We start from the raw sequence: 26,224 nt of genomic DNA on the forward strand, positions 1-26,224 counted from the left end.
CTGTCTTTTCCTCCAGAAGCGCCGCACACCCACAGGTGTGCAGGTGCTCACCGCGTGAGATTGCGTTATGGATGGTATTTTCCTGCAGCAACTGGTCAACGGCCTGACCCTCGGGTCGGTCTATGGCCTGATCGCCATCGGCTACACAATGGTCTATGGCATCATCGGCATGATCAACTTCGCCCACGGCGAGGTTTATATGATTTCCGCTTACCTCGCGGCGATCAGTCTGGCACTGCTGGCTTACTTCGGCATCGAATCCTTCCCGCTGCTCATTCTCGGCACCTTGATCTTCACCGTGGTCGTCACCGGCGTATACGGTTGGGTCATCGAACGGGTCGCCTACAAACCGCTGCGCAACTCCACCCGCCTGGCACCGCTGATCAGCGCCATCGGCATCTCGCTGATCCTGCAGAACTACGCGCAGATCGCCCAGGGCGCCAAACAACAAGGTATTCCCACCCTGCTGGCCGGGGCCTGGCGTGTCGACATCGGCAGCGGCTTCGTGCAGTTGACGTACACCAAGGTGTTCATCCTGGTCGCCGCCTTCGCGGGCATGGCCCTGCTGACCTACGTGATCAAGTACACCAAGCTCGGCCGCATGTGCCGCGCGACCCAACAAGACCGCAAGATGGCGTCGATCCTCGGTATCAACACCGACCGGGTGATCTCCTATGTATTCGTCATCGGTGCGGCCATGGCGGCATTGGCCGGCGTGCTCATCACCCTCAACTACGGCACCTTCGACTTCTATGCCGGCTTCATCATCGGCATCAAGGCATTTACCGCGGCGGTACTCGGTGGCATCGGTTCCCTGCCTGGGGCGATGCTCGGCGGGATCATCCTCGGCATCTCCGAGTCGCTGTTCTCGGGGTTGATCAACTCTGACTACAAAGACGTGTTCAGTTTCTCCCTGCTGGTGGTGATTCTGATTTTCCGTCCCCAGGGCCTGCTGGGTCGCCCACTCGTGGCTAAGGTGTAAACATGTCTGCTGCCAAACCCATCGATATCAAGAAAAGTGTGGTCGATACGGTCCTCGCCGGGCTGATTTCGCTGATCGTGTTCGGTCCGATCGTCGGCGTGGTCCTCGACGGCTACAGCTTCAACCTGGAACCGGCCCGTGTAGGCCTGCTGGTGGCCATCGTGATGGTCGGCCGCTTCGCCATGAGCCTGTTCCTGCAAACCCCCAAGGGCCTGAAGATTCTGCAGGGCTTCGAGAGCAGTGGCTCGGGTGTGCACGTGCTGGCGCCGGACTACAAGTCGCGGCTGCGCTGGATCATCCCGGCGCTGATCGTGATCGCCATCGTGTTCCCGATCTTCGCCAACAAGTACCTGCTGACCGTGGTGATCCTCGGGCTGATCTACGTGTTGCTCGGCCTGGGCCTCAACATCGTGGTCGGCCTAGCGGGCCTGCTCGACCTGGGGTATGTGGCGTTCTACGCCATCGGCGCCTACGGCCTGGCGCTGGGTTATCAATACCTTGGCCTGGGCTTCTGGACGGTGCTGCCGCTGGCGGCCATCGCGGCGGCATTGGCGGGGTGCATACTCGGGTTTCCGGTGTTGCGAATGCACGGTGACTACCTGGCCATCGTGACCCTGGGTTTCGGTGAAATCATCCGCCTGGTGCTCAATAACTGGCTGTCGTTTACCGGCGGCCCGAACGGTATGCCGGTGCCATCGCCGACCTTCCTCGGCCTGGAATTCGGGCGCAAAGCCAAGGACGGCGGGATTCCGTTCCACGAGTTCTTCGGCATCGATTACAACCCCAACATCAAGTTCATGTTCATCTACATCGTGCTGTTCCTGGTGGTGCTGGCCGTGTTGTACATCAAGCATCGCCTGACCCGCATGCCAGTGGGCCGTGCCTGGGAGGCCTTGCGCGAAGATGAAATCGCCTGCCGCTCCATGGGCCTGAACCACGTGCTGGTCAAGCTTTCGGCGTTCACCATCGGTGCCTCCACCGCCGGTTTGGCGGGTGTGTTTTTTGCCAGCTACCAGGGCTTCGTCAACCCGTCGTCGTTTACCTTCTTCGAGTCGGCGCTGATCCTGGCCATCGTGGTCTTGGGCGGCATGGGCTCGACGGTGGGCGTGGTGATCGCGGCGTTCGTGCTGACCGTTGCGCCGGAACTGCTGCGCAGCTTCTCCGAGTACCGCGTGCTGCTGTTTGGCGTGTTGATGGTAGTGATGATGATCTGGCGACCGCGCGGGTTGATCCGCATCAGCCGTACCGGTGTGACACCACGCAAGGGGGTAGCGCCATGAGCAAGGAAGTCGTGCTCTCTGTGGAACACCTGATGATGCACTTCGGTGGCATCAAGGCCCTGAGCGATGTGAGCCTCAAGGTCGAACGCAACTCGATCTTCGCGTTGATTGGCCCGAATGGAGCGGGCAAGACCACGGTGTTCAACTGCCTAACCGGCTTCTATAAAGCCAGCGGCGGCAAGATCAATCTCAACGTACGCGGCAAGCAGACCGACGTGATCCAATTGCTCGGCGAGCGTTTCCAGCCCACCGACTTTGTCTCGCCCAAAAGCTTCCTCAGCCGGGTGTACTACAAGATGTTCGGCGGCACCCACCTGGTCAACCGCGCAGGCTTGGCCCGTACGTTCCAGAACATTCGCCTGTTCAAGGAAATGTCCGTGGTGGAAAACCTGCTGGTAGCCCAACACATGTGGGTCAACCGCAACATGCTCGCGGGCATCCTCAACACCAAGGGCTACCGCAAGGCCGAAAGCGACGCCCTCGACCACGCCTTCTACTGGCTGGAAGTAGTGGACCTGGTGGACTGCGCCAACCGCCTGGCCGGTGAGCTTTCCTACGGCCAACAGCGCCGCCTGGAAATCGCCCGCGCCATGTGCACCCGTCCGCAGATCATCTGCCTGGACGAACCGGCAGCCGGCCTCAACCCCCAGGAAACCGAAGCGCTCAGCGCGATGATTCGCCTGCTGCGCGACGAACACGACCTTACGGTGGTGCTGATCGAACACGACATGGGCATGGTGATGAGTATTTCCGACCACATTGTGGTGCTGGACCACGGCAACGTGATTGCCGAGGGTGGGCCGGACGCGATCCGCAACGACCCGAAAGTGATTGCTGCCTACCTGGGCGCGGACGAAGAGGAGCTGGTATGAGTGCACCTATCCTCGAAATGAAGGACCTGGACGTGTACTACGGCCCGATCCAGGCCCTGAAAAAGGTCTCGCTGCACATCAACGAAGGCGAAACGGTGAGCCTGATCGGCTCCAACGGCGCGGGTAAGTCCACGTTGCTGATGTCGATCTTCGGCCAGCCACGGGCCGAGTCGGGTCAGATTCTGTACAACGGCGTCGACATTACCCACAAATCGTCCCACTACATCGCCTCCAACGGCATTGCGCAGTCGCCGGAAGGGCGGCGGGTGTTCCCCGACATGACTGTTGAGGAAAACCTGCTGATGGGCACCATCCCCATTGGCGACAAGTTTGCCCAGGAAGATATGCAGCGCATGTTCGAGCTGTTCCCACGGCTCAAGGAACGGCGCACCCAGCGGGCCATGACCATGTCCGGTGGCGAGCAGCAAATGCTCGCCATCGCCCGCGCGCTGATGAGCCGGCCCAAGCTGTTGCTGCTGGACGAACCCAGCCTGGGCCTGGCGCCGATTGTGGTGAAGCAGATCTTCTCGACCCTGCGTGAGCTGGCGGCTACCGGGATGACCATCTTCCTGGTGGAGCAGAATGCCAACCATGCGTTGCGCCTGTCGGACCGGGCGTATGTGATGGTCAACGGGGAGATTCGCCTTACAGGTACCGGTAAAGAGCTGTTGGTGAACGAGGAAGTGCGCAACGCCTACCTGGGCGGGCACTGATCTAAAGCTTGACGCAAAACCCCTGTGGGAGCTGGCTTTGTGTGGGAGCTGGCTTGCCTGCGATAGCATCGCCTCGGTTTATCAGATAGACCGAGGTGCCTGCATCGCAGGCAAGCCAGCTCCCACAAAGAGCAGCTCCCACATTTGTTTTTGCGGTGTTCACAAGTGCGATACCAAATTGTGGAAAACAAATCCAGCCACCTCCCAAAGCGCGACATATAGCCGCCGCAAATCCCTGTTTTGTCACAGTTTTGACTTGTCCCCATCCACTGTGGAACCGGCTGTGGGTAACGTGGGAGTAGCTGGCTGAACGCCTTTAAAACCGTGGCTTACAGCAAGGTGGTTGTTTTTTGAACAGTGGGTTTTTCACGACCGGCGAAGGGGTTTGTCAACCTGTTTAAAGACACAGGTATATGACTGATTTATGTCGCTTCAGCCTGTGGATAAGTCTGTGATTAAACTCTGGAAAGACTGCCGCAGAGGCCGGAATGTCTGGCCTGTAGCCATCGTTTGGATTTTCTTCCGGTCCATGGGGCTACATACGCCCCTCTGCAGGTCAAGCAAAAAACTTTCTAAAATCGCCTGCAAGCCCCGCATACAGCGGCTTCAGGTGTTTTGCAGTTGCCCCCAAAGACTGTGGGCGCAGTTGTGGATAACCTGCGTGTATATGGCTGCACGCCACGGTTTACAAGGCTTAGCGCGCAATGGTTAAAAAATGATCAGCAACACATGAAGTTCTGCGCATAGCGGTTGCTGCAACCGCAGCGTACGGGCATTCTGCTGGCTGATTTTTTTCCCGATGCCCGCAAGGAGAACACCATGTCCGACACGCTGTTTATTACTGGCGCAACCTCAGGTTTCGGCGAAGCCTGCGCCCGTCGTTTTGCCGAAGCCGGCTGGAAACTGGTGCTCACTGGCCGTCGTGCCGACCGCCTGAATGCGTTGGTCGAAGAACTCTCCAAGCAGACCGAAGTGCACGGCCTGGTAGTGGACGTGCGTGATCGCAAAGGCATGGAAGAGGCCATCGCCAACCTGCCGCCATCGTTTGCCAAGCTGCGCGGGCTGATCAACAACGCGGGCCTGGCCGTCGGCACCGACCCAGCACCCAAGTGCAGCCTCGACGATTGGGAAACCATGGTCGACACCAACATCAAGGGCCTGCTGACCACCACCAACTTGCTGCTGCCACGCCTGATCGCACACGGCCGTGGCGCGGGCATCATCAACCTGGGCTCCATTGCCGGTAACTACCCGTACCCGGGCAGCCACGTGTATGGCGGCTCCAAGGCGTTCGTGAAGCAGTTCTCGCTGAACCTGCGTTGCGACCTGCAAGGTACCGGCGTACGTGTGACCAACATCGAGCCAGGCCTGTGTGAGAGCGAGTTCTCGCTGGTGCGCTTTGGCGGTGACCAGGCGCGTTACGACGCGACCTATGCCGGTGCCGAGCCGATCCAGCCGCAGGACATTGCGGACACGATCTTCTGGGTCATGAACACCCCGGCGCATGTGAACATCAACCGCCTGGAGCTGATGCCGGTGAGCCAGACCTGGGCTGGGTTTGCCATCGAGCGTGGTGGGAAGTAAGGCTTTAAACCGCGTCGCCTGCTTCGCGAGCAAGCCCGCTCCCACATTTGACCGCATTTCAAGGATGTACTCGGTCAAAATGTGGGAGCGAGCTTGCTCGCGAAGGCGTCAGATCGGCCAAAACAGGCCATAAGGTACACTCTCCTCCTGAGAACCCCTCCGCACTGTGCGGTTTTAAGGTTTTGACGGGAGGAAATGTGAGTAACCGAGGTGAGCAGTCCCTGCTCAAACAATCGACCATCCTGATGTTCGCAGTCGCGATCGCCGGGATTGTCACGGGCGTGATATCCGGCGCCCAATCCATTCTGTTCGACGGCTTTTTCTCGCTGATCGCCACCGCCATCAAGGTGTTGATGCTGATCACGGCCAAGCTGATCGCCAAGAAAAGCAACGAGCGTTTCCAGTTCGGCTATTGGCACCTGGAGCCCATGGTGCTGCTGATCGAAGGCAGCTTCCTGTTGCTGATCGCCATCTATGCGTTCCTCAACGGTGTGTTCGGCATTATCAATGGCGGGCGCGAGATCGAGTTGGGGCTGGTGATCATTTATGCGGCGGTGTTTACCGTCGTCGAGTTCGCCTACTTCTTCTACGTGCGTTATCGCAATCGCACGCTCAAGTCATCGCTGATCCAGTTCGACAACATCAGTTGGCTGGTGGATGCGATGTTGTCGGTGGGCTTGCTGATCAGCTTTCTGGCGGCACTGTTGCTCAAGTCCCAGGGCTACGGTGAGTGGGCGGTGTATGTCGACCCATTGATCCTGATCCTGTTGGCCCTGAGCATGCTGGCGCCGGCGTTCAAGATCCTGCGCCCGGCGTTGCGCGAGGTGCTGGGGATTGCCCCGGACCAGTTGGACGACAAGGTGCGCGAAGTGATGGACGCGGCCCAGGCCAAGCATGGGTTCGACGATTATGTGTCCTACGTGCAAAAGCACGGACGGGCGCGGTTCATCGAGATTCATGTGGTGCTGCCGGCGGATTACCCGGTGGACAGCGTCGCGACGCTGGACGGGTTGCGCGAGGAGATATCCACAGGGCTGGGCAAAGCGGATGCGGCGCGCTGGCTGACAATCAGCTTTACCGGGGATCGAAAGTGGATTGCGTGACAGGCAGTTAGACAGGGTTGAAGCCATCGCAGGCAAGCCAGCTCCCACATTCGACCGCATTCCAAATGCTAGGACGCGGTCAACTGTGGGAGCTGGCTTGCCTGCGATGGGGCCCTAAAGGTCAATCCAAGTGCTGGATCAGACCCTGATAGCAAGTCGCCAAGTGATAAGGCGTAGTCGACGGCATATCCCGACGGCTCACCACACCCTTGGCATCCAGGCATTCATTCCAGCCTTTCTCATGCAAGAAGTGCTGTTGCAGCGCCAGCAATTGGCGCTGCAACACAGCTTCGCTATTGGGCCGCAAGGTCAGTGCTCGCAGGTATTCCGCCTGGGCCCAGATTCGCTGGGTGCCATCGCGCACGCTGCCGTCCAACGCCAGCATGCCGCTGACCGCGCCGCTCGACTTATCCACACCGTGTTGCTCGGCATAGGCAAACGCCTGCGTCAGCGAGGCATGCAACGGCGTACCCCGCAGCACATCCGAAGACTCCAGCAAAAAGAACCACTCAAACTGGTGCCCAGGCTCAAACCAGTTATCCACAGCACCCAGCGGTTTTTCCATCATCACGCCGTGCTGGCGGTCGATGAAGCGCCGTTGCATCGCTGTCGCTAAGGCCAGCAGGGCCGCTTGTACGTCAGCGTCTTCGCGCACCGCGAGGGTGGCGAGGAAGCCTTCGGCCAGGTGCATCAACGGGTTTTGCAGCGGGCCGGACTTGAGGGATGACCAGTTGCGCTCCAGTACTGCCTCAAACAGGCCGTCGCCTGTGGAAAAGCGTTGTGCGACCACTTCAAGGGCTGCGTTGAGCACCGATTCCACCAACGGCTCGCGCACTTTGGCCCAGTAATGGGCGCAGGCGAAGATGATGAAGGCGTGGGTGTAGAGGTCTTTGCGCTTGTCCAACGGCTGCCCGGCCGGGTCGATACTGTAGAACCAGCCGCCATGCTCGGCATCGTGGAAGTGCCGCTGCAGGGAGCGGAACAACGCGGCTGCGCGCTCTTCGGCGAAGGCTGCACCAGGCTCGCCGATCAGGCTGGCGAACAGGTACAACTGCCGGGCGCAAGCCATGGCGCGGTAACGTTGTGGGGGCAGTGGGCGGTGATCGGCGTCCAGCGCTTCATAAGGCAACGCCAAGTCGGCATTCCAGCCCGGGCCCTGCCAGAGCGGCACGATAAGGCTGTGGAAGTGCGTGAGCACGGCGTTCAGGGCGGAGTTTGGAGCGGTGGGCATTGGCTGGCGTCGTCACGGCAGGGGTGTAGGCGCGCATGGTAGCAGGCTTGAGTTATATGGTGTCTGGTCTACCGCTATCGGGGGCAAGCCCCCTCCCACATTTTTGACCTGCGAACCCGATCAAATGTGGGAGCTGGCTTGCCTGCGATGAAGCCCTCACAAGCTCTGCAATACTCAGCCCGCCAGCAACCAAACCCCAGTCGCCGCCGAAGCTGCCCCGGCAATCCGCACCAACGGTGCTGCCGCAGCCGGCAGGAAACGCACCACTGCATAACCGGCCGCGTGCAACACCGCCGTTGCCGCCACAAACCCGGCCGCATACGCCCAAGGGCTGGACATGTCCGGCAGCTCCAGACCATGTGCCACACCGTGGAACAGCGCGAACAATGCGGTCGCACCCACCGCCACGAACAACGGTGGACGCACCGCCAGTGCCACCGCCAGGCCCAAAGCCAATACCGACGCAGCGATCCCGCTTTCCATCGCTGGCAATTGCATCCCTTCAAAACCGAGTACACCACCGATCAGCATGGTGCCGACAAAGGTGCACGGCAGCGCCCAACGTGCGGTGCCTTTCTGTTGGGCAGCCCACAAACCGACGGCAACCATCGCCAGCAGGTGGTCGATGCCGCTGAGTGGGTGGCTGATGCCGGCCACCAGGCCGTTGTCGCCATGGCCCGGATGCGCGAAGGCCAGGGCCGGGGCGAGCAATAGGGTGGCGGCGGCGAAGAGTTTCTTGAGGCTCATGGACAGGTTCCTTATGGGTTGATCAGGCAGCGGTCAGCAGGCCTTGGCGTTCGATGAAGGCGACGATCTCATCCAGGCCGACGCCAGTTTTCTGGTTGCTGAACACAAAGGGTTTGCCGTTGCGCATGCGGGTGGTGTCGCTGTTCATCAGTTCCAGCGAAGCGCCCACCAGTGGCGCGAGGTCGATCTTGTTGATCACCAGCAAGTCGGATTTGCAAATGCCGGGCCCACCTTTGCGCGGCAGCTTGTCGCCGGCGGACACATCGATCACGTAGATGGTCAGGTCCGAGAGTTCAGGGCTGAAGGTTGCCGACAGGTTGTCGCCGCCGGACTCCACCAGGATCAGGTCCAGGCCGGGGAAGCGGCGGTTGAGTTGGTCCACCGCCTCGAGGTTGATTGAGGCGTCTTCGCGAATCGCGGTGTGCGGGCAACCACCGGTCTCCACACCAATGATGCGTTCTGGCGCCAGGGCCTGGTTGCGCACCAGGAAGTCAGCATCTTCGCGGGTGTAGATGTCGTTGGTGACCACGGCGAGGTTGTAACGGTCGCGCAGGGCGAGGCACAGGGCCAGCGTCAGGGCGGTCTTGCCCGAACCCACCGGGCCGCCGATGCCTACGCGCAGAGGTTGAGTGTTCATGTACTTCTTCTCCTAGGAACGGAACAGGCGGCTGTACTGGCGCTCATGGGCCATGCACGCCAGCGACAGGCCAAACGCGGCGCTGCCTACGTGGTTGAGGTCGATGCGAGCAGCGTCCTGCTGGGCTTGTTGCAGCAGTGGCAGCAGTTCGCTGGTCAGGCGCTGGGCGGCTTGCTGGCCCAGGGGCAGGGTTTTCATCAGCACCGCGAGTTGATTCTCCAGCCAACTCCATAGCCAGGCGGCCAGCGCATCGTCGGGGTTGATGTTCCAGGCGCGTGCGGCGAGGGCCCAGCCCAGCGCAAGGTGGGGTTCGCTGCACTGTTCAAGAAACGCACGGGCGGCGCTGTCCAATTCCGGCAGACCGTTGAGCAGTTGTTGCAACGAGTAGCCCATTTGGCGGCTCTCTTGATACAGCTCACGGGTCTCGCGGCTGGCGCGGTGTTCTTCGCACAACTGCGCCAGGCTTGACCAGTCCTCGTCAGCGGCAGCGCGGCAATGGGCGAGCAGTAGCGGTGCTTCGAAGCGGGCGAGGTTGAGCAGCAACTGATCGCTGATCCAACGGCGGGCAGTGGCTGCGTCGTTAACTCGACCATTCTCCACGGCCATCTCCAGGCCCTGTGAATAGCTATAGCCGCCAATCGGCAATTGCGGACTGGCCAGACGCAGCAGCGCCCAGGCTGGGTTCATAGTCGGACGCCGAATTGATGCAGCTTAGGCGGATAGTTGAAGTCTTCGTCGCCATGCCTTGAATGATGATGGCCGCCACCGTAGGCACCGTGTTCCGGTTGGAACGGCGCTTCGAGGGTCTCGGTAGTGGCGCCCAACTGGTCAAGCATGGCCTTGAGTACGTAGTCGTCGAGCAGGCGCAGCCAGCCGTCCCCGACTTGCAAGGCAACGTGGCGATTGCCCAAGTGATAAGCGGCGCGGGTCAGTTCAAACGCGCTGTTGCAGGTGACGTGCAGCAACTGTTCAGGACGGGCGCACACGCGTACGACACGTCCGTCTTCAGCTTGTAGGAATTCGCCATCGTGCAACGGCGGTTGTCCGCGCTCCAGAAAAAGGCCGACGTCTTCACCGTCAGCACTGAAACAGCGCAGGCGGCTTTTGCTGCGTGCTTCGAAATTCAGCAGCAACTCGGCGGCCCAGAGGGCTTGCGGGGCGATTCGGCGGTGGATCACCAGCATGAGGAAGCTTCCAGCGATGAGCGATGCAAGTGCTAGAGCAAGGGGCTTGCCAACCCCGAGGGGGTGTAGGAATAGCCTGACGGCTAGGAAGGTTTCGCCACTAAATAGGGCAAGGGAGGATGATTTGTGTGCGCCAATGTGGTGCGAAATTCCATCTGGCGCACTCGCTGTGGGCGTTTTAGGATTTGTCCTACGCGATCTGGGGATTTGCCGTTCATTACATTACGTGCAGGAAAAGTAGGCTTTGCGCCGTGTTCAATTCACTGCGACGTTCATCATGATCAAGTCATTTTATTGTTTAGTCATTGTCAGCCTGTCTTTGGTTATTTCATCGGCTTCGGCCAGTCTGCAACCCCGTCCAATGTTCATCGAGTCGCTTAATGAGCCTGCGATCACCGATGTGATCGACCGCGCCCACGAGTTGCTGGGCACACCTTATAAATGGGGTGGGGCCTCAGAAGACCAGGGCTTTGATTGCAGCAGTTTCCTGGTTTATCTGTTCAAGACCGAAGCCAACATCCACATTCCGCGCACCACGGTGGCGATGCATCGCTCCAAGGCCGCAACGATCAAGCGCAACGCGCTGAAACCTGGTGACGCGGTGTTTTTCAAAGGCAATGGCCGCGGCCAGGTCAGCCATGTGGGGCTCTATATCGGCGAGGGCAAATTCATTCACTCGCCGCGTACCGGCAAGAACGTGCGCATCGACTCGTTGAACAATACCTACTGGAACAAAAACTACACCACCGCCAAGCGCTTCCATTCGGCGGGCTGATTGGCCTATTCGGTGCTGCCCAGGCCTTGCCAGTGCTTCAAGCCGATAAAGATAAAGCGCAGTTGCTGGGTGATTTTCGCCTGGGGCGTAAGGTGGGCAGGCAGGGCCTGAGCCGGAGGGTCGATGATGTCGGGGAGGGTGGCAAACACGCTTTTGACGATCAGGTCGGCCATCACGTGCAAGCCTTCGGCATCCAGGTGTTGCAGCTTTGGCATCAATGTCAGGTCGGCCGCCAGGTCGCGGGTGATGTCTTCGCGCAGGGCGCCGATGGCCTGACGCACCGCGAGGCAGCCGCCGTATTGCTCGCGAGCCAGGAACAGGAACTGTGAACGGTTGGCCGAGACCACATCGAGAAAGATCCGCACCGAGGCATCGATGATGCCGCCCATCACGAATTCGTTGTGGCGTACCAGGCGAATCGTGGCGCGGAAGGTCTGGCCGACTTCACTCACCAGCACCAGGCCCAACTGGTCCATGTCGGCAAAATGACGATAGAAACCGGTGGGTACGATACCAGCTGTCTTTGCCACTTCCCGCAGGCTCAAGCTGCCAAACCCACGGCCACACTCCATCAGGTGGCGGGCTGCGTCCATCAGGGCGAGGCGGGTCTGTTGCTTCTGTTCGGCACGGGGCAGCATTGGCGGGCAGGCTTAGTCGACAAGTACAGCGACGCACTCTAGCAAAACAGCTTCATCGGCGTCGAACTTGGCGGGGGATGTGCGTGAGTGGGTCTACAGCAAAGCAAAAGCCCGATCGGCAGATCGGGCTTTTTTATCGGCCTCCACAGGCTTAGCTCTGTGCTTCGTGCAGTTCTTTCAGGCGGTCAGCACCACCTTCGGCAACACCTTCGGTGTAGGCGCGTTTGTTGGCTTGTTCAGCGCCGCCTTCAACCAGGCCTTTCTGTTCCAGGCGATCACGGCCACCTTCCGCAACGCCTTCGGTGTAAGCGCGTTTGTTGGCTTGTTCCGAACCGTTTTCAGCAACGCCTTTGGCGTAGTCACGGTTCTCTTCTTCTTGCGAACCGCTGCGAGCCAGGGTTTGGCTGGACTGAACGGCTTGGGCTTTATTCTGTGGGGTCGCTTGTTCGGCGGCTGGCAGGGCAAAAGCGCTGGAAGCCAGGACAGACAAGAGGACGGTAGCGAGTATTTGGCGTTTCATGATGGTTGCTCCTTGGGAGGGCGATAAAGTGGGTACAGGGCTAATGCTACTCTCGATAAGTCGATATAAAAGTTCATAAATACAATGGTAATAATCAACAGAATTGATTGTTCGCTGCGGAGGCTCTAGCACGCGCCTCTCAAGCCCGCGGTTTTGCACCGTGGTGGGTATTTTCGACACGGAGCTGGGTAACAATGGTGCGCCGTCGATGGCTTTAACCTGTCGAGATGGTCAGGAAAATAGATTTTTGCGGTTAAATCGGTGATCGGGTTAAACCCCCAGGCGGTTTGCCAGTCGTACCCATATGAGCTGTAGTTCAGCTACGTAGTCGTATTCAGGAGTCCTGTGCAATGACGCGCACTCGTAAAATTGTCGCTTGGAGCTGCGCCAGCTTCGTTCTGTTAATCGCCGTGGTGGTGCTGGTCCTGGTGTTCTTTGACTGGAACCGCATCAAGCCGCCCCTCAACGCCAAGGTCTCCGAAGAATTGCATCGCCCGTTTGCCATCAATGGCAACCTGGCCGTGGTGTGGGCGCGGGAGCCCGATGAAGGTGGCTGGCGCGCCTGGGTGCCGTGGCCCCATGTGATCGCCGAAGACCTGACACTGGGCAATCCCGATTGGTCGAAAACCCCGCAAATGGTCACGCTCAAGAAAGTGGAGCTGCGCATCTCGCCGCTGGCCTTGCTGGTACAGCGCGTGGTGATCCCGCGTATCGACCTCACCGAACCGAGTGCACAGTTGCAGCGTCTGGCAGATGGACGCGCCAACTGGACCTTCAAGTTCGATCCCAAGGACCCGAATGCCGAGCCTTCCAGCTGGGTCGTGGACATCGGCGCCATTGGCTTCGACAAAGGCCACGTGACCCTCGACGACCAGACCCTCAAGACTCAGCTGGACGTGATTATTGATCCGCTCGGCAAACCGATCCCGTTTGGTGAAATCGTCGGCGACGCCAATGCCAAGAAGGCCCTGGAAAAAGGCTCGGCGCCGCAGGACTACGCGTTTGGTCTCAAGGTCAAAGGCCAGTATCACGGACAGAAGCTCGACGGCACCGGCAAGATCGGCGGCCTGTTGGCCCTGCAGGACGCGGCCAAGCCGTTTCCGTTGCAGGCCCAAGTCAAGATCGCCGACACCAGCATTGCGCTCGCCGGTACCCTCACCGATCCGCTTAATCTTGGCGCCCTCGACCTGCGCCTGAAACTTGCGGGTAGCAGCCTTGGCAACCTGTACCCGCTCACCGGCGTGACCCTGCCGGATTCGCCGGCCTACTCTACCGATGGTCACTTGATCGCCAAGCTGCACGAACCCACCGGCGCATCGTTCAGCTATGAAAACTTCAACGGCAAGATCGGCAACAGTGATATCCACGGCAACCTGGGTTACGTCGCCAGCCAGCCACGGCCCAAGCTCACCGGCGCGCTGGTATCCAACCAACTGCTGATGACCGACCTCGCACCGCTGATCGGCGCCGACTCCAATGCCAAGCAAAAGGCGCGGGGCGGTGAAAGCAAACAGCCGGCGACCAAAGTGCTGCCGGTGGAAGAGTTTCGTACCGAGCGCTGGCGTGACATGGATGCCGATGTGGAATTCACCGGCAAACGCATCGTGCACAGCGCCGAGTTGCCCTTTACCGACCTTTACACCCACCTGGTGCTCAACGACGGCGAGCTGAGCCTTGAGCCTCTGCGCTTTGGCGTGGCAGGTGGCAAGCTGGATGCGCAAATTCGCCTGAACGGTCGCACCACGCCGATGGAAGGTCGCGCCAAACTGACGGCGCGCAACTTCAAGCTCAAGCAGCTGTTCCCGACCTTCGAACCGATGAAAACCAGCTTCGGTGAGCTCAATGGTGATGCCGATATTTCCGGTCGCGGCAACTCTGTGGCGGCGCTGCTGGGCACCTCCAACGGCGACTTGAAGATGCTGATCAATGACGGCGCCATCAGCCGTGGCCTGATGGAAATCGCCGGGCTCAACGTGGGTAACTACGTGGTGGGCCGCCTGTTTGGCGACAAGGAAGTGAAGATCAACTGCGCGGCGGCCGACTTCGGGATCAAGACTGGCTTGGCCACGACGCGGTTGTTTGTGTTCGACACCGAGAACGCGATCATCTACATCGATGGCACGGCGAACATGGCCTCGGAGCAATTGGACCTGACCATCACGCCAGAATCGAAAGGCTTCCGGTTGTTCTCCCTACGGTCACCGTTGTACGTCAACGGGCCGTTTATCAAGCCCAATGCGGGCGTGAAAGCCGTGCCGTTGATGCTGCGGGGTGCGGGGATGGTGGCGCTGGGTGTGATAGCAGGGCCTGCAGCTGGGTTGCTGGCGTTGGTGGCCCCAAGTGGCGATGAGCCAAACCAGTGTGCGCCGTTGTTGCAGCAAATGCGTGAGGGCAAGGCGCCGAAAACGGTGAAAGGCTAACTGAATAAACCAGGGCCTGAAATGTGGGAGCGGGCTCGCTCGCGAAAATGGTGGATCAGTCAATTGAATGTGTTGACTGAAACTCCGCTTTCGCGAGCAAGCCCGCTCCCACATGGGGCTCGCGGTGTTATTTGTTACAGGCTTTCCAGGATGTCCGCCATGTCGTCGGCGTGTTCTTCTTCCTGGGCCAGGATTTCTTCAAAGAGACGGCGAGTAGTCGGGTCTTTATCACCGATGTATTGGATGATCTCGCGATAGCTGTCTACCGCAATCCGTTCGGCTACCAGGTCTTCGTAGACCATTTCCTTTAGATCTTTGCCCGCTACGTATTGAGCGTGGGAGTTCTTCGACAGCAGGTCCGGGTTGAACTCCGGCTCGCCGCCCAACTGCACGATACGCTCAGCCAGTTTGTCGGCGTGCTCGGCTTCCTGTGTGGCGTGCTCAAGGAACTCCTCAGCGGCAACGTGGGCCTTTACGCCGCTGGCCATGAAGTAGTGGCGCTTGTAGCGCAGCACGCAGACCAACTCAGTGGCCAGCGACTCGTTGAGCAAGCGGATGATTTCTTCTCGGTCAGCGTCATAACCTTCGGTCACGGCGCCATTTTCGACGTTCTGGCGGGCGCGGCTGCGCAGGGTTGCAACGTCAGTCAGGTGTGCGTCAGTCATCTCAATCTCCTGGTGCTAATCCGGTTTTGCGCCACGCTCTGCCGGCGTGATCGCTCCAAGTTGTGAGTGCCGCGCAACACAAAAAGTTTTATCGGATTTCAAAGGGCTTGGCCGGACAGCTTCGCTTCCTGCTGTACCCATTGGAAAAACGCCCGCACCGGCGGATGGCGCTCGCGTCCTGGCACGCAAAGGGCGCTGTAGCCCGCGCCGTCGACATGGACTTGCGGTTTGTAAGGCACTAGCAAACCGGCGGCGACGCTTTCCGACACCAGGATATTGCTGGCCAATACCAACCCCTGCCCGGCGATCGCTGCCTGCAACGCATAGTGCTCCTCGTCGTATTCGCGCAGCAGCGCCGTGTGAGCCAGCCACGTTTCTCCGGCCTTCTCACACCAGGCTTGCCAGCCCAGGGCGTAAAGCTTGGAGTTGTGCCAGCGCACGCTGATCAGCGTCGGTACCTGGGTGCTTGCCCGGGCGACGTGTTCGGGGGAGCCGTACACCGCAAAGCGCTCATCGAGCAGGCACTCGCCGTACAGGTGCGGGTAATCGCCGGGGCTGTAGCGAATCACCAGATCGACGCTGGCGTCCTGTTGCAGGTCGACGACGTCGCATCTGGTATCCAGGCGCAGGCTGATGTCGGGGTGAGCGGCATAAAAGCGCCCCAGTCGTGGCACCAGCCATAACGCGGCAAACGCAGGTGTTGTAGAGACAGTGAGCTGCCCGGCGCTGCGTTGCGGGCGCAATGTGTCGAGGCTGTGGGCGACGTCGAGCAGGGCGCCGTGCAAGCTGCGAAACAGCCGCTCACCGCCTTCGGTGAGGCGTACTTGGCGCGGCAGTCGCTCGAACAATGGCGCGCCCAGCCAGGTTTCGAGGGTACGTATCTGGTGGGACACCGCCGTGGGCGTCACCGACAGCTCCAGGGCGGCTGCCTTGAAACTCAACAGGCGTGCTGCCGATTCAAAGGTGCGCAGGGAGGTGAGAGGCAGTGAAGCAAACATCTTGGCTCCATGGATGAATTTTATTCATCTTGATCAACTATTGCTCATTTGTCGCTCGGCGCGCTCATCACTAGATTTGCGAGCAAGAGCAGCGATCATTCAGATCGCCATAGTCTAACTCGCGAAGGTGATACAGATGAAAAAAATGCTAGTTATCCACGCCAGTCCCCGTGGCGAACGTTCCCACTCCCGACGCTTGGCCGAATCGTTTCTCGATGTCTGGCAGGCTGGCAACCCGGGCGCACAGGTCACCCGTCGCGAAGTCGGCCGGGCCTTTATCCCGCATGTGACCGAGGCATTTGTGGCGGCCAATTTCTACCCCGAGCCACAAGCCCTGCCAAAGGTGATGAAAGCCGACCTGCAATTGAGTGACGAGCTGGTGGGCGAGCTGATCGAACACGAACTGCTGGTGATTTCGATGCCGCTGTATAACTTTGGCGTACCCAGCGGGCTAAAGGCCTGGATCGATCAGATTGTGCGCATGGGCCTCACGTTCGACATCTCCCTGGACAGCAACGGTAACGCGCAATATCAAGCGTTGCTCAAGGGCAAGAAGGCGCTGATCATCACCAGCCGCGGTGGCAGCGGGTTCGGCCCGGGCGGTGAGTTCGAATGGATGAACCATGCCGACCCGCACCTGCGTACGGCGTTGGGGTATATCGGTATCGACGATATCAGCGTGATTGCCGCCGAGGGTGAAGAGTCGGACAAAAGCGTGTTCCAGCGCTCATACGACGAAGCCGAGCGCCAACTGCATGATTTTGCAGGGCGCTTTTAAGGTGTCATAAGGCTGTCACCGGGTGGTCATGTCGATAAGTGAAACGGTGGTCTAGGATGGGCTCATCGCTTTCCTGATCAGGACCTTTGCGCCATGCCGCAATCCCTTGCCACGCGTTATCCCCTGGTGCTGGTGCCCGGCATGCTGGGCTTTGTGCGCCTGGGGTTCTTCCCCTACTGGTACGGTATCGTCCCTGCGCTGCGCAAAGGCGGGGCACAGGCATTTCCGGTCCAGGTGGCCCCGCTGGACTCCAGCGAGGTGCGCGGCGAGCAGTTGCTGGTGCAGATCGAACGGATTCGCCGCGAGACCGGTGCCGACAAGGTCAATCTGATTGGCCACAGCCAGGGCTCGCTCACCGCGCGATACGCGGCGGCAAAGCGTCCGGAGTGGGTGGCCTCGGTGACCTCCGTGGCCGGGCCCAACCATGGCTCGGAGCTGGCCGACCATATCCACACCCACTACCCGCCTGACAGTGTGAAAGGCCGGATCATGAGTGCGGTGTTTTACCTGTCGGCCTGGGGGATGGGGCTGCTGGAAACCGGCTATCGTGGGCCGCGATTCAAGGCTGATTTGCATGCCTCCCACCGCTCGCTGACCAGCGAGGGGGTTGCGCTGTTCAATCGCGATTATCCGCAGGGCTTGCCACAGACGTGGGGCGGGCAGGGCGCAGAAGAGGTCAATGGCGTGCGCTATTACTCGTGGTCCGGCACCTTGCAGCCGGGCATTACCGACCGCGGTCGCAACCTGTTCGACGGCACGCACCGCAGCTGCCGTCTGTTTGCCCGCAGCTTTGTACGTGAGAAAGGCCAGTGCGACGGGATGGTCGGGCGCTACAGTTCGCACTTGGGGCTGGTGATCGGTGATGACTACCCGCTGGATCACTTCGATATCGTCAACCAGTCCTTGGGACTGGTGGGCAAGGGCGCCGAGCCGATCAGGCTGTTTGTCGAGCATGCGCAAAGGCTGAAGGCGGCAGGTGTTTAGGAGGCGGGTGCGCTCCCACAGGGACTGCATTCAGCCCGCACGTACGGGTGTAGTCCAACGCTCCGAAAGAATTACCCCGCCCAACGTCAGCAAACCGCCCACCAGGTGATACAGCGCCAATTCTTCCTTCAACACCACGGCAGCAATCAGCGCCGTAATCAGCGGCAGCAAGTTGAAAAACAATGTCGTCCGGCTCGGCCCCAGGGTCTTCACCGAATGCATCCACGCCAACGGTGCCAACATCGACGCCAGCAAGCACGCGTACAGCACCAGCGGGATATTCGCCCAACCCAGGCCAGCCTTCGACGAAAACAGGTACAGCGGAAACAGCACCACTACCGCCACCAGTATCTGCAAATACAGCAACACCAACGGCGGCAGGCGCAACTGCCATTTTTTCAACAGGGTGCTATAGACCGCGTAGGCCAGGGTGGCCACCAGCATCATGCCGTCGCCGAGGTTGACCCCGTGTTGCAACAGCGCATCCAGGCTGCCGGCGGATACCACCACGACCACGCCGCCAAACGACAGCACCGCACCGGTGAGGGCGCCGTAGGTCAGGCGCTGGCCGAGGCTGATGATAGCGGCCGTCAGCGCCATCAACGGCATCAGCGACAGGATGATGCCCATGTTGGTGGCGGTGGTCAGTGACGCGGCGTAGTACGCCAGGCTTTGGTACACCGCCATGCCGAGTACGCCGAGCAGGATGATCTTGCCCAGGTTCGGGCGAATCAGCGCCCAGTTGGCGATCACCGGCTTGAGCATGAACGGCGTAAACAGCAGCGCCGCCAGCAGCCAGCGGTAAAAACCGATCTCTGCAGGGAAGATCGACCCCACGGCCAACTTGTTGACGACGGTGTTGCCAGCCCAGATAAGAATGGCCAGCAGGGGATAAGCGTATTGCATCGCAAGGAACCAGGTGTGTTGTTGAGGCAGGATTATCCATTGTCTGGATCGAAGCCTATACTGCGATCCAGACAAACGACCGTTGTATCCAGACAATATGGCCAAGCACAACGTACGCCTCCCGGATTTCCGCCAGCTGCCCAGCCCGGTGTACTTTCGTTATTCGGATTTTGCCCCTGACACCGAGTGCACGCCGCACCAGCATTTCTGGGGTTCGCTGGATTATTCCGCCAGCGGTGTCATGCGCATGGAAGTGGCCGGCAACCGCTTCATGTCGCCGCCGCAATACGCGGTGTGGGTGCCTCCTCATACAGAGCACAGTTCGTACAACGCCGAGGCAATCGTCTACCACTCGGTAGGGCTGGCGCCGGAGCTGTGTGAGCAACTGCCACCGCAGCCCTGCACCCTGGCCATCAGTGACATCCTCAAGGCCATCCTCAGTGACTTTGCCAAGCGTGACGTTAATATCCCGCAGACCGAAGCCGATATCCGCCTGGCCCACGTCCTGGTGGACCAACTCAAACAGGCGCCGATCCACGATTGCTTTCTGCCTTACGCCCGCCACCCCGGCCTGCTCGGTGTGCTGGAAGGCATGCAGGCCGATCCAGCCGACAACCGCCCGTTGGCGCACTGGGCCGAGCAGGTTCACGTGAGTGAGCGAACCCTCGCGCGCCAGTTTGTGCGGGAGTTGGGCATGAGCTTCGGCGAATGGCGCCAGCGCCTGCGCTACCTCGCAGCCATAGAATCGCTGGACAGTGAGCACAGCGTGCAACACGTGGCGTTCGACCTGGGCTACAGCACCGCCTCGGCCTTTATCGCCATGTTCCAACGCCACGCCGGCTGCACGCCGGAGCAATACCGTCGGTCGAATATTCGCGGGCGGTGAAGATGTAACAGGCTTTGACTACACTTCTGGGCAGGCCGTGCCCCTTCGGCACGGTAACAGGGAGAAAACTCCATGAAGATGCTGCGTATTCCGCTGTTGATGGTCGGCCTGCTGCTGTGTTCCCAAAGCTTCGCTGACACCGCCCAGCAAAATAAAATGACCACCTGCAATGCCGACGCCACCACCAAGGCCCTCAAAGGCGATGAACGCAAAGCCTTCATGAGTACTTGCCTCAAGGCGGCTCCCGCCAAGACCCTGACGCCGCAGCAGCAGAAGATGAAAGACTGCAATGCCTCGGCGAAAACCAAAGCGCTGGCCGGTGATGCACGCAAGACCTTTATGAGTACGTGCCTCAAAGGCTGATCACGCTTGCCCAAGCGCTTGAGTTCAATGTGGGAGCTGGCTTGCCTGCGATAGCCTCACCTCGGTCTGACTAAGGCACCGAGTCGCCTGCATCGCAGGCAAGCCAGCTCCCACACTTGATCGCATTCGCAACCGACCCACTCGCTTGATTCCCTCAAGGCTGGCAGACTGCCCTTCCTTTAACGCCGTTCGTTTTGAGGCTGTATGCCAACGTTTTCTCAGCGTCACGTGATATTGCTGGCCAGCTACATCATCATTTTCGGCGGACTGCTGCTGGTACTGCCGCTCAAGTTGCTGCCCAGCCTGCTGGCCGGCCTGCTGGTCTTTGAACTGGTCAACATGCTCACCCCCCAACTGCAACGGCTGATCGAAGGCCGGCGCGCGCGTTGGCTGGCGGTGGCCTTGCTCGGCACGTTGATCGTCAGCGTGCTGACCCTGATCTTCGCCGGTGCCATCAGCTTCCTGCTCCACGAAGCTGAAAACCCCGGGGCTTCCCTCGACAAATTCATGGGCGTGGTCGACCGCGCGCGCGGCCAACTGCCGCCGTTCCTCGACGCCTACCTGCCCGCCAGCGCTGCCGAGTTCCGCGTGGCCATTGGCGACTGGCTGAGCAAGCACCTGAGCGAGTTGCAACTGGTGGGCAAAGATGCCGCCCACATGTTCGTCACCCTGCTGATCGGTATGGTGCTCGGCGCGATCATCGCGCTGCAGCGCGTGCCCGACCTGACCAAACGCAAACCGCTGGCCGCCGCGCTGTTCGACCGCCTGCACTTGCTGGTCCAGGCCTTTCGCAACATCGTCTTCGCCCAGATCAAGATCGCCGCGCTCAACACCGCCTTCACCGCCGTGTTCCTCGCCGTGGTGCTGCCGCTGTGCGGGATTCACTTGCCGCTGACCAAAACCCTGATCGTGCTGACCTTCCTGCTCGGCCTGCTGCCGGTGATCGGCAACCTGATGTCCAACACGCTGATCACCATCGTCGCGCTGTCGCTGTCGATCTGGGTGGCGGTGGCGGCACTGGGGTATTTGATTGTTATCCACAAGGTCGAGTACTTCCTCAACGCGCGGATCGTGGGCGGGCAGATCAGTGCCAAGTCGTGGGAATTGTTGCTGGCGATGCTGGTGTTTGAGGCGGCATTTGGCTTGCCCGGCGTGGTGGCGGGGCCGATTTATTATGCGTATCTCAAGAGTGAGCTGAAGCTCGGCGGGATGGTGTAGAGGGCAGCTCTCAGTTGCAAGCCGCAAGTTGCAAGTAAAAGCAGATGTGCTCTTACTTGCAGCTTGCAGCTAAAAACTTACCGCTCAGTAGCCGTACCGCTTGCTGGCCTCAATCGCCAGACCACTGCCGATACTGCCAAAGATATTCCCTTCCACATGCCGCGCCTTCGGCAACATCGCCGAAATGCTGTGGCGCAGTGCAGGGATCCCGCTGGAACCGCCGGTAAAGAACACCGTGTCCACCTGCTCCACGCTCACCGAGGCGTCGTTGAGCAACTGCGTGACACTGCCGCGCACGCGCTCAAGCAAGTTATCGATGGACGACTCGAACAGCGCCCGGCTCAGGTCTACGCTCAGGCCTGCTTCAATCCGGTCCAGCGGCACGTGGCGGTTGTCTTCGTGGGTCAGTTGGATCTTGGTTTCTTCCACTTCCATGGCCAACCAGTGCCCGGCGCGTTCTTCGATCAGCTTGAACAGGCGATCAATACCGCCAGTGTCTTCGATGTCGTAGCGCATGCTGCCCAGGGCCAGCTGGGATTTTTGCGAGTACACCGAGTTGATGGTGTGCCAGGTGGCCAGGTTCATGTGATGGCTGGTGGGCATGTAGGCGCCGCTTTTCATGCGGCTGCCGTAGCCGAACAGCGGCATCATGCCGGCCAGCGAGAGCTGTTTGTCGAAGTCGGTCCCGCCGATGTGCACGCCGCCAGTGGCGAGGATGTCATCGTGGCGGTTGTCGTTGTGACGACGGTCCGGCGACAGGCGCACCAGCGAGAAGTCGGAGGTACCCCCGCCGATGTCGACGATCAGTACCAGCTCTTCTTTCTCAATGGTCGACTCGTAGTCGAACGCTGCCGCAATCGGCTCGTATTGGAACGAGATGTCCTTGAAGCCGATCTTGCGGGCTACGTCTACGAGGGTGTTCTCGGCTTCCTGGTCGGCCAACGGGTCGTCATCGACGAAAAACACCGGGCGGCCCAGTACCACTTCTTCGAACTCACGGCCGGCGTTGGCTTCGGCACGGCTCTTGAGCTGGCCGATAAACAGCGCCAGCAGGTCGGTGAACGGCATTGCGGTGCCGAGCACGCTGGTGTCGTGCTTGATCAGCTTGGAACCCAGCAGGCTCTTGAGCGAGCGCATCAGCCGGCCTTCGTAGTTTTCCAGGTACTCGTGCAGCGCCAGGCGACCGTACACCGGGCGGCGTTCCTCGAAGTTGAAGAACACCACCGACGGCAGCGTGATTTTGTCGTCCTCCAGCGCAATAAGCGTCTCCTCGCCGGGGCGGATCCAGCCGACGGTGGAGTTGGACGTGCCAAAGTCGATGCCGCAGGCACGGGCTGGGGATGGGTTTTCCATGACAATCAGGTTCCGGTTGAAAAACGGCCGCGCAGTGTATGCCAGTCGAGAGCGGATGCGTAGGCCGACCATCCGTTAAATCTTGCTTGAAACCTGGCGATTCGCCCCCACATCTGATGCATACGGCAAGTGCCGATAACACTTTGACGCACCCCCAGGCCACATCACTCAACAGGTGCAAAGCAGCGCACGTTGTGCCCCGGGCTGTGCGATCTCGATTAAGGATGGTGAACCGCCGATGGATTTCAAAGACTACTACAAGATATTGGGTGTTGAGCCGAGCGCCGATGACAAGGAAATCAAGGCGGCTTACCGCAAGCTCGCGCGCAAATATCACCCGGATGTCAGCAAGGAAAAAGACGCCGAAGAGAAATTCAAGGACGCGTCCGAAGCCTACGAGGCGCTCAAAAGTGCCGACAAGCGCGCCGAATACGACGAGCTGCGCAAATACGGCCAGCATGGCCAGCCGTTCCAGGGGCCACCGGGCTGGCAGAGCCGTGGCGGCTTTGGCGGCGGTCAGGACGCGGGCGACTTCTCGGACTTCTTCAGCTCGATCTTCGGCTCGCGTGGCGATGCCTTTGGTGGCGGCCAGCGCCGTCCAACCGGTCGCAAGGGCCAGGACGTGGAGATGCAGCTGACCGTGTCGCTTGAAGAGACGCTGTCCACCGAGTCCAAGCAGATCAGCTTCCAGGTGCCGCAATACGACGCGTCGGGCCGTCACGTGAGCAACACCACCAAGAGCCTGAACGTGAAGATCCCCGCCGGCGTCGCCGACGGTGAGCGCATCCGCCTCAAAGGCCAGGGTGCGCCAGGTATTGGCGGAGGGGCCAATGGCGACCTGTACCTGATCATCAAGTTTGCGCCGCATTCGAAGTTCGAAGTCGAAGGCCAAAACCTGGTGATCACGTTGCCGCTGGCACCGTGGGAATTGGCGCTGGGCGCGGAAGTGGCAGTGCCGACCCTGACCGGCAAGATCAACCTCAAGGTGCCTGCCGGCAGCCAGAACGGCCAGCGCATGCGCGCCAAGGGCCATGGCTTGGCGAACAAAGCCGGCGAGCGCGGTTTCCTGTACATCCAGCTCAAGGCAGTCATGCCAAAGCACGCCGACGACGAAACCATCGCCTTGTGGCAGGAGCTGGCGCGCAAGGCTGCGTTCAACCCACGCGAAAACTTCTGACCGCAGCGTCGTGGGTAACTACCTACCGCTGACGGTGTGCTCTGGCATGGTGTGCTGTCTCTCCATTTCACAGGAGAGGCATCATGCCCGAGACTCCCGTTACACCCCCCGTTTCCCGCAGCATCCATGCGCCGCTGATTGAGCAATCTCTACCGGCCTGGGTCACTGCTGCTACCGCACCGCGACGTGCCCAATTCAAACAAGCCGATGCACCCTTGCCGGACTGGTATCTGCAGGCCACGCCGGCGCAACGCAAGGCCCTGGGGGATGCGGCTGTCGCAAGCTTCAGTGCACAGACGGACCTGGATGAGACGTCACCCGGCAGTTACGAGGTAGGCCTGCCCTCGATCATCGCAGATGAACGAGCGCTGATCGTTAAGCTAACCAGCGAAGCGATGCAACGCGCAAAACTGCAGAGGACGGAAATCCCTTTCCATCTTGCCCAGGGCAACGGTGAACTGCATCAGAACAGGAAGTAACGCTGCGCCATCGGCAATGATTCGGCCGGTTCACACCACAGCAACACCCCGTCGGCCTTGACCTGGTAGGTCTGTGGGTCGACGTCGATTTGGGGCAGGTAGTCGTTGTGGATCAGGTCGGTTTTCTGCACGTCACGGCAGCCTTTCACCACGCCTATCTGCTTTTTCAACCCCAGCGCTTCCGGTAACCCGGCTGCATGCGCCGCCTGGCTGATAAAGGTCAGGCTGGTGGCGTGCAGTGAGCTGCCGAAGCTGGCGAACATCGGGCGGTAATGCACCGGCTGTGGCGTTGGGATCGACGCGTTGGCATCGCCCATCAGGCTTGAAGCAATGGCGCCGCCCTTGAGGATCAGGGTCGGCTTGATGCCAAAAAACGCGGGGCGCCACAGCACCAGGTCGGCCCACTTGCCCACTTCTACCGACCCGACGATATGGCTGATGCCATGGGTAATTGCCGGGTTGATGGTGTATTTGGCGATGTAGCGTTTGGCGCGGAAATTGTCGTTGCCAGGGCCGTCGCCGGGCAGGGCGCCGCGCTGTTTTTTCATCTTGTCGGCGGTTTGCCAGGTGCGTGTGATCACTTCGCCGACGCGGCCCATGGCCTGGCTGTCGGAGCTGATCATCGAGAACGCGCCGAGGTCGTGCAGGATGTCTTCGGCGGCGATGGTTTCGCGGCGGATACGGCTTTCGGCGAAGGCCACGTCTTCGGCAATGCTCGGGTCCAGGTGGTGGCAGACCATCAGCATGTCGAGGTGTTCGTCGATGGTGTTGCGGGTGAAGGGGCGCGTCGGGTTGGTTGAGCTGGGCAACACGTTAGGGAAACCGCAGGCCTTGATGATGTCCGGCGCGTGGCCGCCACCGGCACCTTCGGTGTGGTAGGTGTGGATGGTGCGGCCCTTGAGCGCGGCGAGGGTGGTTTCGACGAAGCCCGATTCGTTGAGGGTGTCGCTGTGGATCGCCACCTGCACGTCGTACTCGTCGGCCACGCTCAGGCAGTTGTCGATGCTGGCGGGGGTGGTGCCCCAATCCTCATGCAGCTTCAAACCGATGGCGCCGGCCTTGACCTGTTCGATCAGTGGCTCGGGCAAACTGGCGTTGCCCTTGCCGGTGAAACCGATGTTCATCGGGAACGAATCACTGGCCTGGAGCATGCGCGCCAGGTGCCAGGGGCCGGAAGTGCACGTGGTGGCGTTGGTGCCCGTCGCAGGTCCTGTACCACCGCCGATCATGGTGGTGACGCCGCTGGTCAGCGCTTCTTCGATCTGCTGTGGGCAGATGAAATGCACGTGGCTGTCGATGCCGCCGGCGGTGAGGATCATGCCTTCGCCGGCGATCACTTCGGTGCTGGCGCCGATGGCCATGGTCACGCCGGGCTGGATGTCTGGGTTGCCGGCCTTGCCGATGGCGTGGATGCGACCGTTCTTGAGGCCGACGTCGGCCTTGACGATGCCCCAGTGGTCGATGATCAGTACGTTGGTGATCAGGGTGTCGACCACTTCGTGGGCGAGCAATTGGCTTTGGCCCTGGCCGTCGCGGATGACTTTGCCGCCGCCGAATTTCACTTCTTCGCCGTAAATGGTGAAGTCTTTTTCCACTTCGACAAACAGCTCGGTGTCGGCCAGGCGGACCTTGTCACCGACGGTGGGGCCGTACATGTCGGCGTAGGCTTGGCGGCTGATTTTCATGTGTGTGCCCTGAGAAATTTGTGTTGAATGTGAAATAGCTATCGCA

At 60.2% G+C, this 26,224-nt stretch carries 27 protein-coding genes; 15 read left to right on the forward strand and 12 right to left on the reverse strand.

Annotation, left to right across the window (positions count from 1 at the left end; all coding sequences use genetic code 11):
- Nucleotides 1-67 precede the first annotated feature (67 nt).
- From CFE47_RS17280 to CFE47_RS17305, 6 genes are all read left to right on the forward strand, one after another.
- Nucleotides 68-982 (forward strand): ABC transporter permease subunit, encoded by a 915-nt coding sequence (locus CFE47_RS17280; RefSeq protein WP_010213575.1) that lies wholly within the window; start codon nucleotides 68-70, stop codon nucleotides 980-982.
- Between the two features lie 2 nt (nucleotides 983-984).
- Complete coding sequence (gene livM / locus CFE47_RS17285) at nucleotides 985-2,262, forward strand: high-affinity branched-chain amino acid ABC transporter permease LivM (protein ID WP_185705129.1); 1,278 nt, start codon at nucleotides 985-987, stop codon at nucleotides 2,260-2,262.
- Nucleotides 2,259-3,134, forward strand: coding sequence for an ABC transporter ATP-binding protein (locus CFE47_RS17290; RefSeq protein WP_124525577.1), 876 nt, complete (start codon nucleotides 2,259-2,261; stop codon nucleotides 3,132-3,134). The genes livM and CFE47_RS17290 overlap by 4 nt, the downstream gene beginning before the upstream one ends.
- Complete coding sequence (locus CFE47_RS17295) at nucleotides 3,131-3,847, forward strand: ABC transporter ATP-binding protein (RefSeq protein WP_185705131.1); 717 nt, start codon at nucleotides 3,131-3,133, stop codon at nucleotides 3,845-3,847. Before CFE47_RS17290 ends, CFE47_RS17295 begins: the two co-directional genes overlap by 4 nt.
- Nucleotides 3,848-4,666: 819 nt before the next feature.
- Nucleotides 4,667-5,431 carry an SDR family oxidoreductase gene (locus tag CFE47_RS17300; RefSeq protein ID WP_286838819.1) on the forward strand — a complete coding sequence of 255 codons (765 nt, stop codon included), beginning with the start codon at nucleotides 4,667-4,669 and terminating at the stop codon, nucleotides 5,429-5,431.
- A 197-nt stretch (nucleotides 5,432-5,628) separates the two neighbouring features.
- Nucleotides 5,629-6,534 (forward strand): cation diffusion facilitator family transporter, encoded by a 906-nt coding sequence (locus CFE47_RS17305; RefSeq protein ID WP_185705135.1) that lies wholly within the window; start codon nucleotides 5,629-5,631, stop codon nucleotides 6,532-6,534.
- 121 nt (nucleotides 6,535-6,655) lie between these two features.
- Here CFE47_RS17305 and CFE47_RS17310 read toward each other — a convergent pair whose 3' ends face one another.
- The 5 genes from CFE47_RS17310 to ureE form a co-directional block, all read right to left on the reverse strand.
- Complete coding sequence (locus tag CFE47_RS17310) at nucleotides 6,656-7,765, reverse strand: AGE family epimerase/isomerase (protein ID WP_286838822.1); 1,110 nt, start codon at nucleotides 7,763-7,765, stop codon at nucleotides 6,656-6,658.
- Between the two features lie 174 nt (nucleotides 7,766-7,939).
- Nucleotides 7,940-8,512: a HupE/UreJ family protein gene (locus CFE47_RS17315; RefSeq protein WP_286838824.1), complete on the reverse strand. Its 573-nt coding sequence runs from the start codon at nucleotides 8,510-8,512 to the stop codon at nucleotides 7,940-7,942.
- Nucleotides 8,513-8,534: 22 nt separating this feature from the next.
- Complete coding sequence (gene ureG, locus CFE47_RS17320) at nucleotides 8,535-9,149, reverse strand: urease accessory protein UreG (RefSeq protein ID WP_028615537.1); 615 nt, start codon at nucleotides 9,147-9,149, stop codon at nucleotides 8,535-8,537.
- 12 nt (nucleotides 9,150-9,161) lie between these two features.
- On the reverse strand, nucleotides 9,162-9,836 hold the full coding sequence (locus CFE47_RS17325) for an urease accessory protein UreF (protein ID WP_286838827.1): 675 nt from the start codon (nucleotides 9,834-9,836) through the stop codon (nucleotides 9,162-9,164).
- Complete coding sequence (gene ureE / locus CFE47_RS17330; RefSeq protein ID WP_286838829.1) at nucleotides 9,833-10,333, reverse strand: urease accessory protein UreE; 501 nt, start codon at nucleotides 10,331-10,333, stop codon at nucleotides 9,833-9,835. The genes CFE47_RS17325 and ureE overlap by 4 nt, the downstream gene beginning before the upstream one ends.
- Nucleotides 10,334-10,610: 277 nt before the next feature.
- Here ureE and CFE47_RS17335 point away from each other — a divergent pair, with 277 nt between their 5' ends.
- On the forward strand, nucleotides 10,611-11,108 hold the full coding sequence (locus CFE47_RS17335; protein WP_286838831.1) for a C40 family peptidase: 498 nt from the start codon (nucleotides 10,611-10,613) through the stop codon (nucleotides 11,106-11,108).
- A gap of 5 nt (nucleotides 11,109-11,113) precedes the next feature.
- On the opposite strand, the gene CFE47_RS17340 is transcribed toward CFE47_RS17335, so the two are convergent.
- Nucleotides 11,114-11,746: a TetR family transcriptional regulator gene (locus CFE47_RS17340; RefSeq protein ID WP_065900186.1), complete on the reverse strand. Its 633-nt coding sequence runs from the start codon at nucleotides 11,744-11,746 to the stop codon at nucleotides 11,114-11,116.
- A 151-nt stretch (nucleotides 11,747-11,897) separates the two neighbouring features.
- Nucleotides 11,898-12,266 carry a hypothetical protein gene (locus tag CFE47_RS17345; protein WP_286838836.1) on the reverse strand — a complete coding sequence of 123 codons (369 nt, stop codon included), beginning with the start codon at nucleotides 12,264-12,266 and terminating at the stop codon, nucleotides 11,898-11,900.
- Nucleotides 12,267-12,616: 350 nt separating this feature from the next.
- On the opposite strand from CFE47_RS17345, the gene CFE47_RS17350 reads away from it, so the two are divergent.
- A complete protein-coding gene (locus tag CFE47_RS17350; RefSeq protein ID WP_286838839.1) occupies nucleotides 12,617-14,686 on the forward strand; it encodes an AsmA family protein in 2,070 nt (689 codons plus the stop codon).
- 134 nt (nucleotides 14,687-14,820) lie between these two features.
- Here CFE47_RS17350 and CFE47_RS17355 read toward each other — a convergent pair whose 3' ends face one another.
- Together CFE47_RS17355 and CFE47_RS17360 are read right to left on the reverse strand one after the other, a co-directional pair.
- Complete coding sequence (locus tag CFE47_RS17355) at nucleotides 14,821-15,351, reverse strand: ferritin-like domain-containing protein (RefSeq protein ID WP_286838841.1); 531 nt, start codon at nucleotides 15,349-15,351, stop codon at nucleotides 14,821-14,823.
- Nucleotides 15,352-15,449: 98 nt separating this feature from the next.
- A complete protein-coding gene (locus CFE47_RS17360; protein WP_286838842.1) occupies nucleotides 15,450-16,349 on the reverse strand; it encodes a LysR substrate-binding domain-containing protein in 900 nt (299 codons plus the stop codon).
- A gap of 136 nt (nucleotides 16,350-16,485) precedes the next feature.
- Here CFE47_RS17360 and CFE47_RS17365 point away from each other — a divergent pair, with 136 nt between their 5' ends.
- Both CFE47_RS17365 and CFE47_RS17370 read left to right on the forward strand, forming a co-directional pair.
- Nucleotides 16,486-17,127, forward strand: a complete 642-nt coding sequence (locus CFE47_RS17365; protein WP_286838845.1) for an FMN-dependent NADH-azoreductase — start codon at nucleotides 16,486-16,488, stop codon at nucleotides 17,125-17,127.
- Nucleotides 17,128-17,220: 93 nt separating this feature from the next.
- Nucleotides 17,221-18,111: an esterase/lipase family protein gene (locus CFE47_RS17370; RefSeq protein WP_286838847.1), complete on the forward strand. Its 891-nt coding sequence runs from the start codon at nucleotides 17,221-17,223 to the stop codon at nucleotides 18,109-18,111.
- A gap of 30 nt (nucleotides 18,112-18,141) precedes the next feature.
- On the opposite strand, the gene CFE47_RS17375 is transcribed toward CFE47_RS17370, so the two are convergent.
- Nucleotides 18,142-19,017, reverse strand: a complete 876-nt coding sequence (locus CFE47_RS17375) for a DMT family transporter (protein ID WP_286838849.1) — start codon at nucleotides 19,015-19,017, stop codon at nucleotides 18,142-18,144.
- Between the two features lie 97 nt (nucleotides 19,018-19,114).
- Here CFE47_RS17375 and CFE47_RS17380 point away from each other — a divergent pair, with 97 nt between their 5' ends.
- The 3 genes from CFE47_RS17380 to CFE47_RS17390 all read left to right on the forward strand — a co-directional run bounded on the left by CFE47_RS17380 (nucleotide 19,115) and on the right by CFE47_RS17390 (nucleotide 21,484).
- Nucleotides 19,115-19,903: an AraC family transcriptional regulator gene (locus CFE47_RS17380; RefSeq protein ID WP_286838851.1), complete on the forward strand. Its 789-nt coding sequence runs from the start codon at nucleotides 19,115-19,117 to the stop codon at nucleotides 19,901-19,903.
- A 72-nt stretch (nucleotides 19,904-19,975) separates the two neighbouring features.
- Nucleotides 19,976-20,266: a PsiF family protein gene (locus CFE47_RS17385; protein WP_286838853.1), complete on the forward strand. Its 291-nt coding sequence runs from the start codon at nucleotides 19,976-19,978 to the stop codon at nucleotides 20,264-20,266.
- 204 nt (nucleotides 20,267-20,470) lie between these two features.
- Nucleotides 20,471-21,484 (forward strand): AI-2E family transporter, encoded by a 1,014-nt coding sequence (locus tag CFE47_RS17390; RefSeq protein ID WP_025857321.1) that lies wholly within the window; start codon nucleotides 20,471-20,473, stop codon nucleotides 21,482-21,484.
- 84 nt (nucleotides 21,485-21,568) lie between these two features.
- On the opposite strand, the gene CFE47_RS17395 is transcribed toward CFE47_RS17390, so the two are convergent.
- A complete protein-coding gene (locus CFE47_RS17395; protein ID WP_286838858.1) occupies nucleotides 21,569-22,837 on the reverse strand; it encodes an Hsp70 family protein in 1,269 nt (422 codons plus the stop codon).
- Nucleotides 22,838-23,075: 238 nt separating this feature from the next.
- On the opposite strand from CFE47_RS17395, the gene CFE47_RS17400 reads away from it, so the two are divergent.
- Both CFE47_RS17400 and CFE47_RS17405 read left to right on the forward strand, forming a co-directional pair.
- Nucleotides 23,076-24,014 carry a DnaJ C-terminal domain-containing protein gene (locus CFE47_RS17400; RefSeq protein WP_286838860.1) on the forward strand — a complete coding sequence of 313 codons (939 nt, stop codon included), beginning with the start codon at nucleotides 23,076-23,078 and terminating at the stop codon, nucleotides 24,012-24,014.
- Between the two features lie 83 nt (nucleotides 24,015-24,097).
- Nucleotides 24,098-24,493: a hypothetical protein gene (locus tag CFE47_RS17405; protein ID WP_286838862.1), complete on the forward strand. Its 396-nt coding sequence runs from the start codon at nucleotides 24,098-24,100 to the stop codon at nucleotides 24,491-24,493.
- On the opposite strand, the gene ureC is transcribed toward CFE47_RS17405, so the two are convergent.
- Complete coding sequence (gene ureC / locus CFE47_RS17410; RefSeq protein WP_286838864.1) at nucleotides 24,478-26,178, reverse strand: urease subunit alpha; 1,701 nt, start codon at nucleotides 26,176-26,178, stop codon at nucleotides 24,478-24,480. The genes CFE47_RS17405 and ureC overlap by 16 nt on opposite strands.
- Nucleotides 26,179-26,224: the final 46 nt, after the last annotated feature.

This window comes from Pseudomonas sp. PGPPP1, assembly GCF_002255865.1.
Lineage (GTDB): Bacteria > Pseudomonadota > Gammaproteobacteria > Pseudomonadales > Pseudomonadaceae > Aquipseudomonas > Aquipseudomonas cremoris.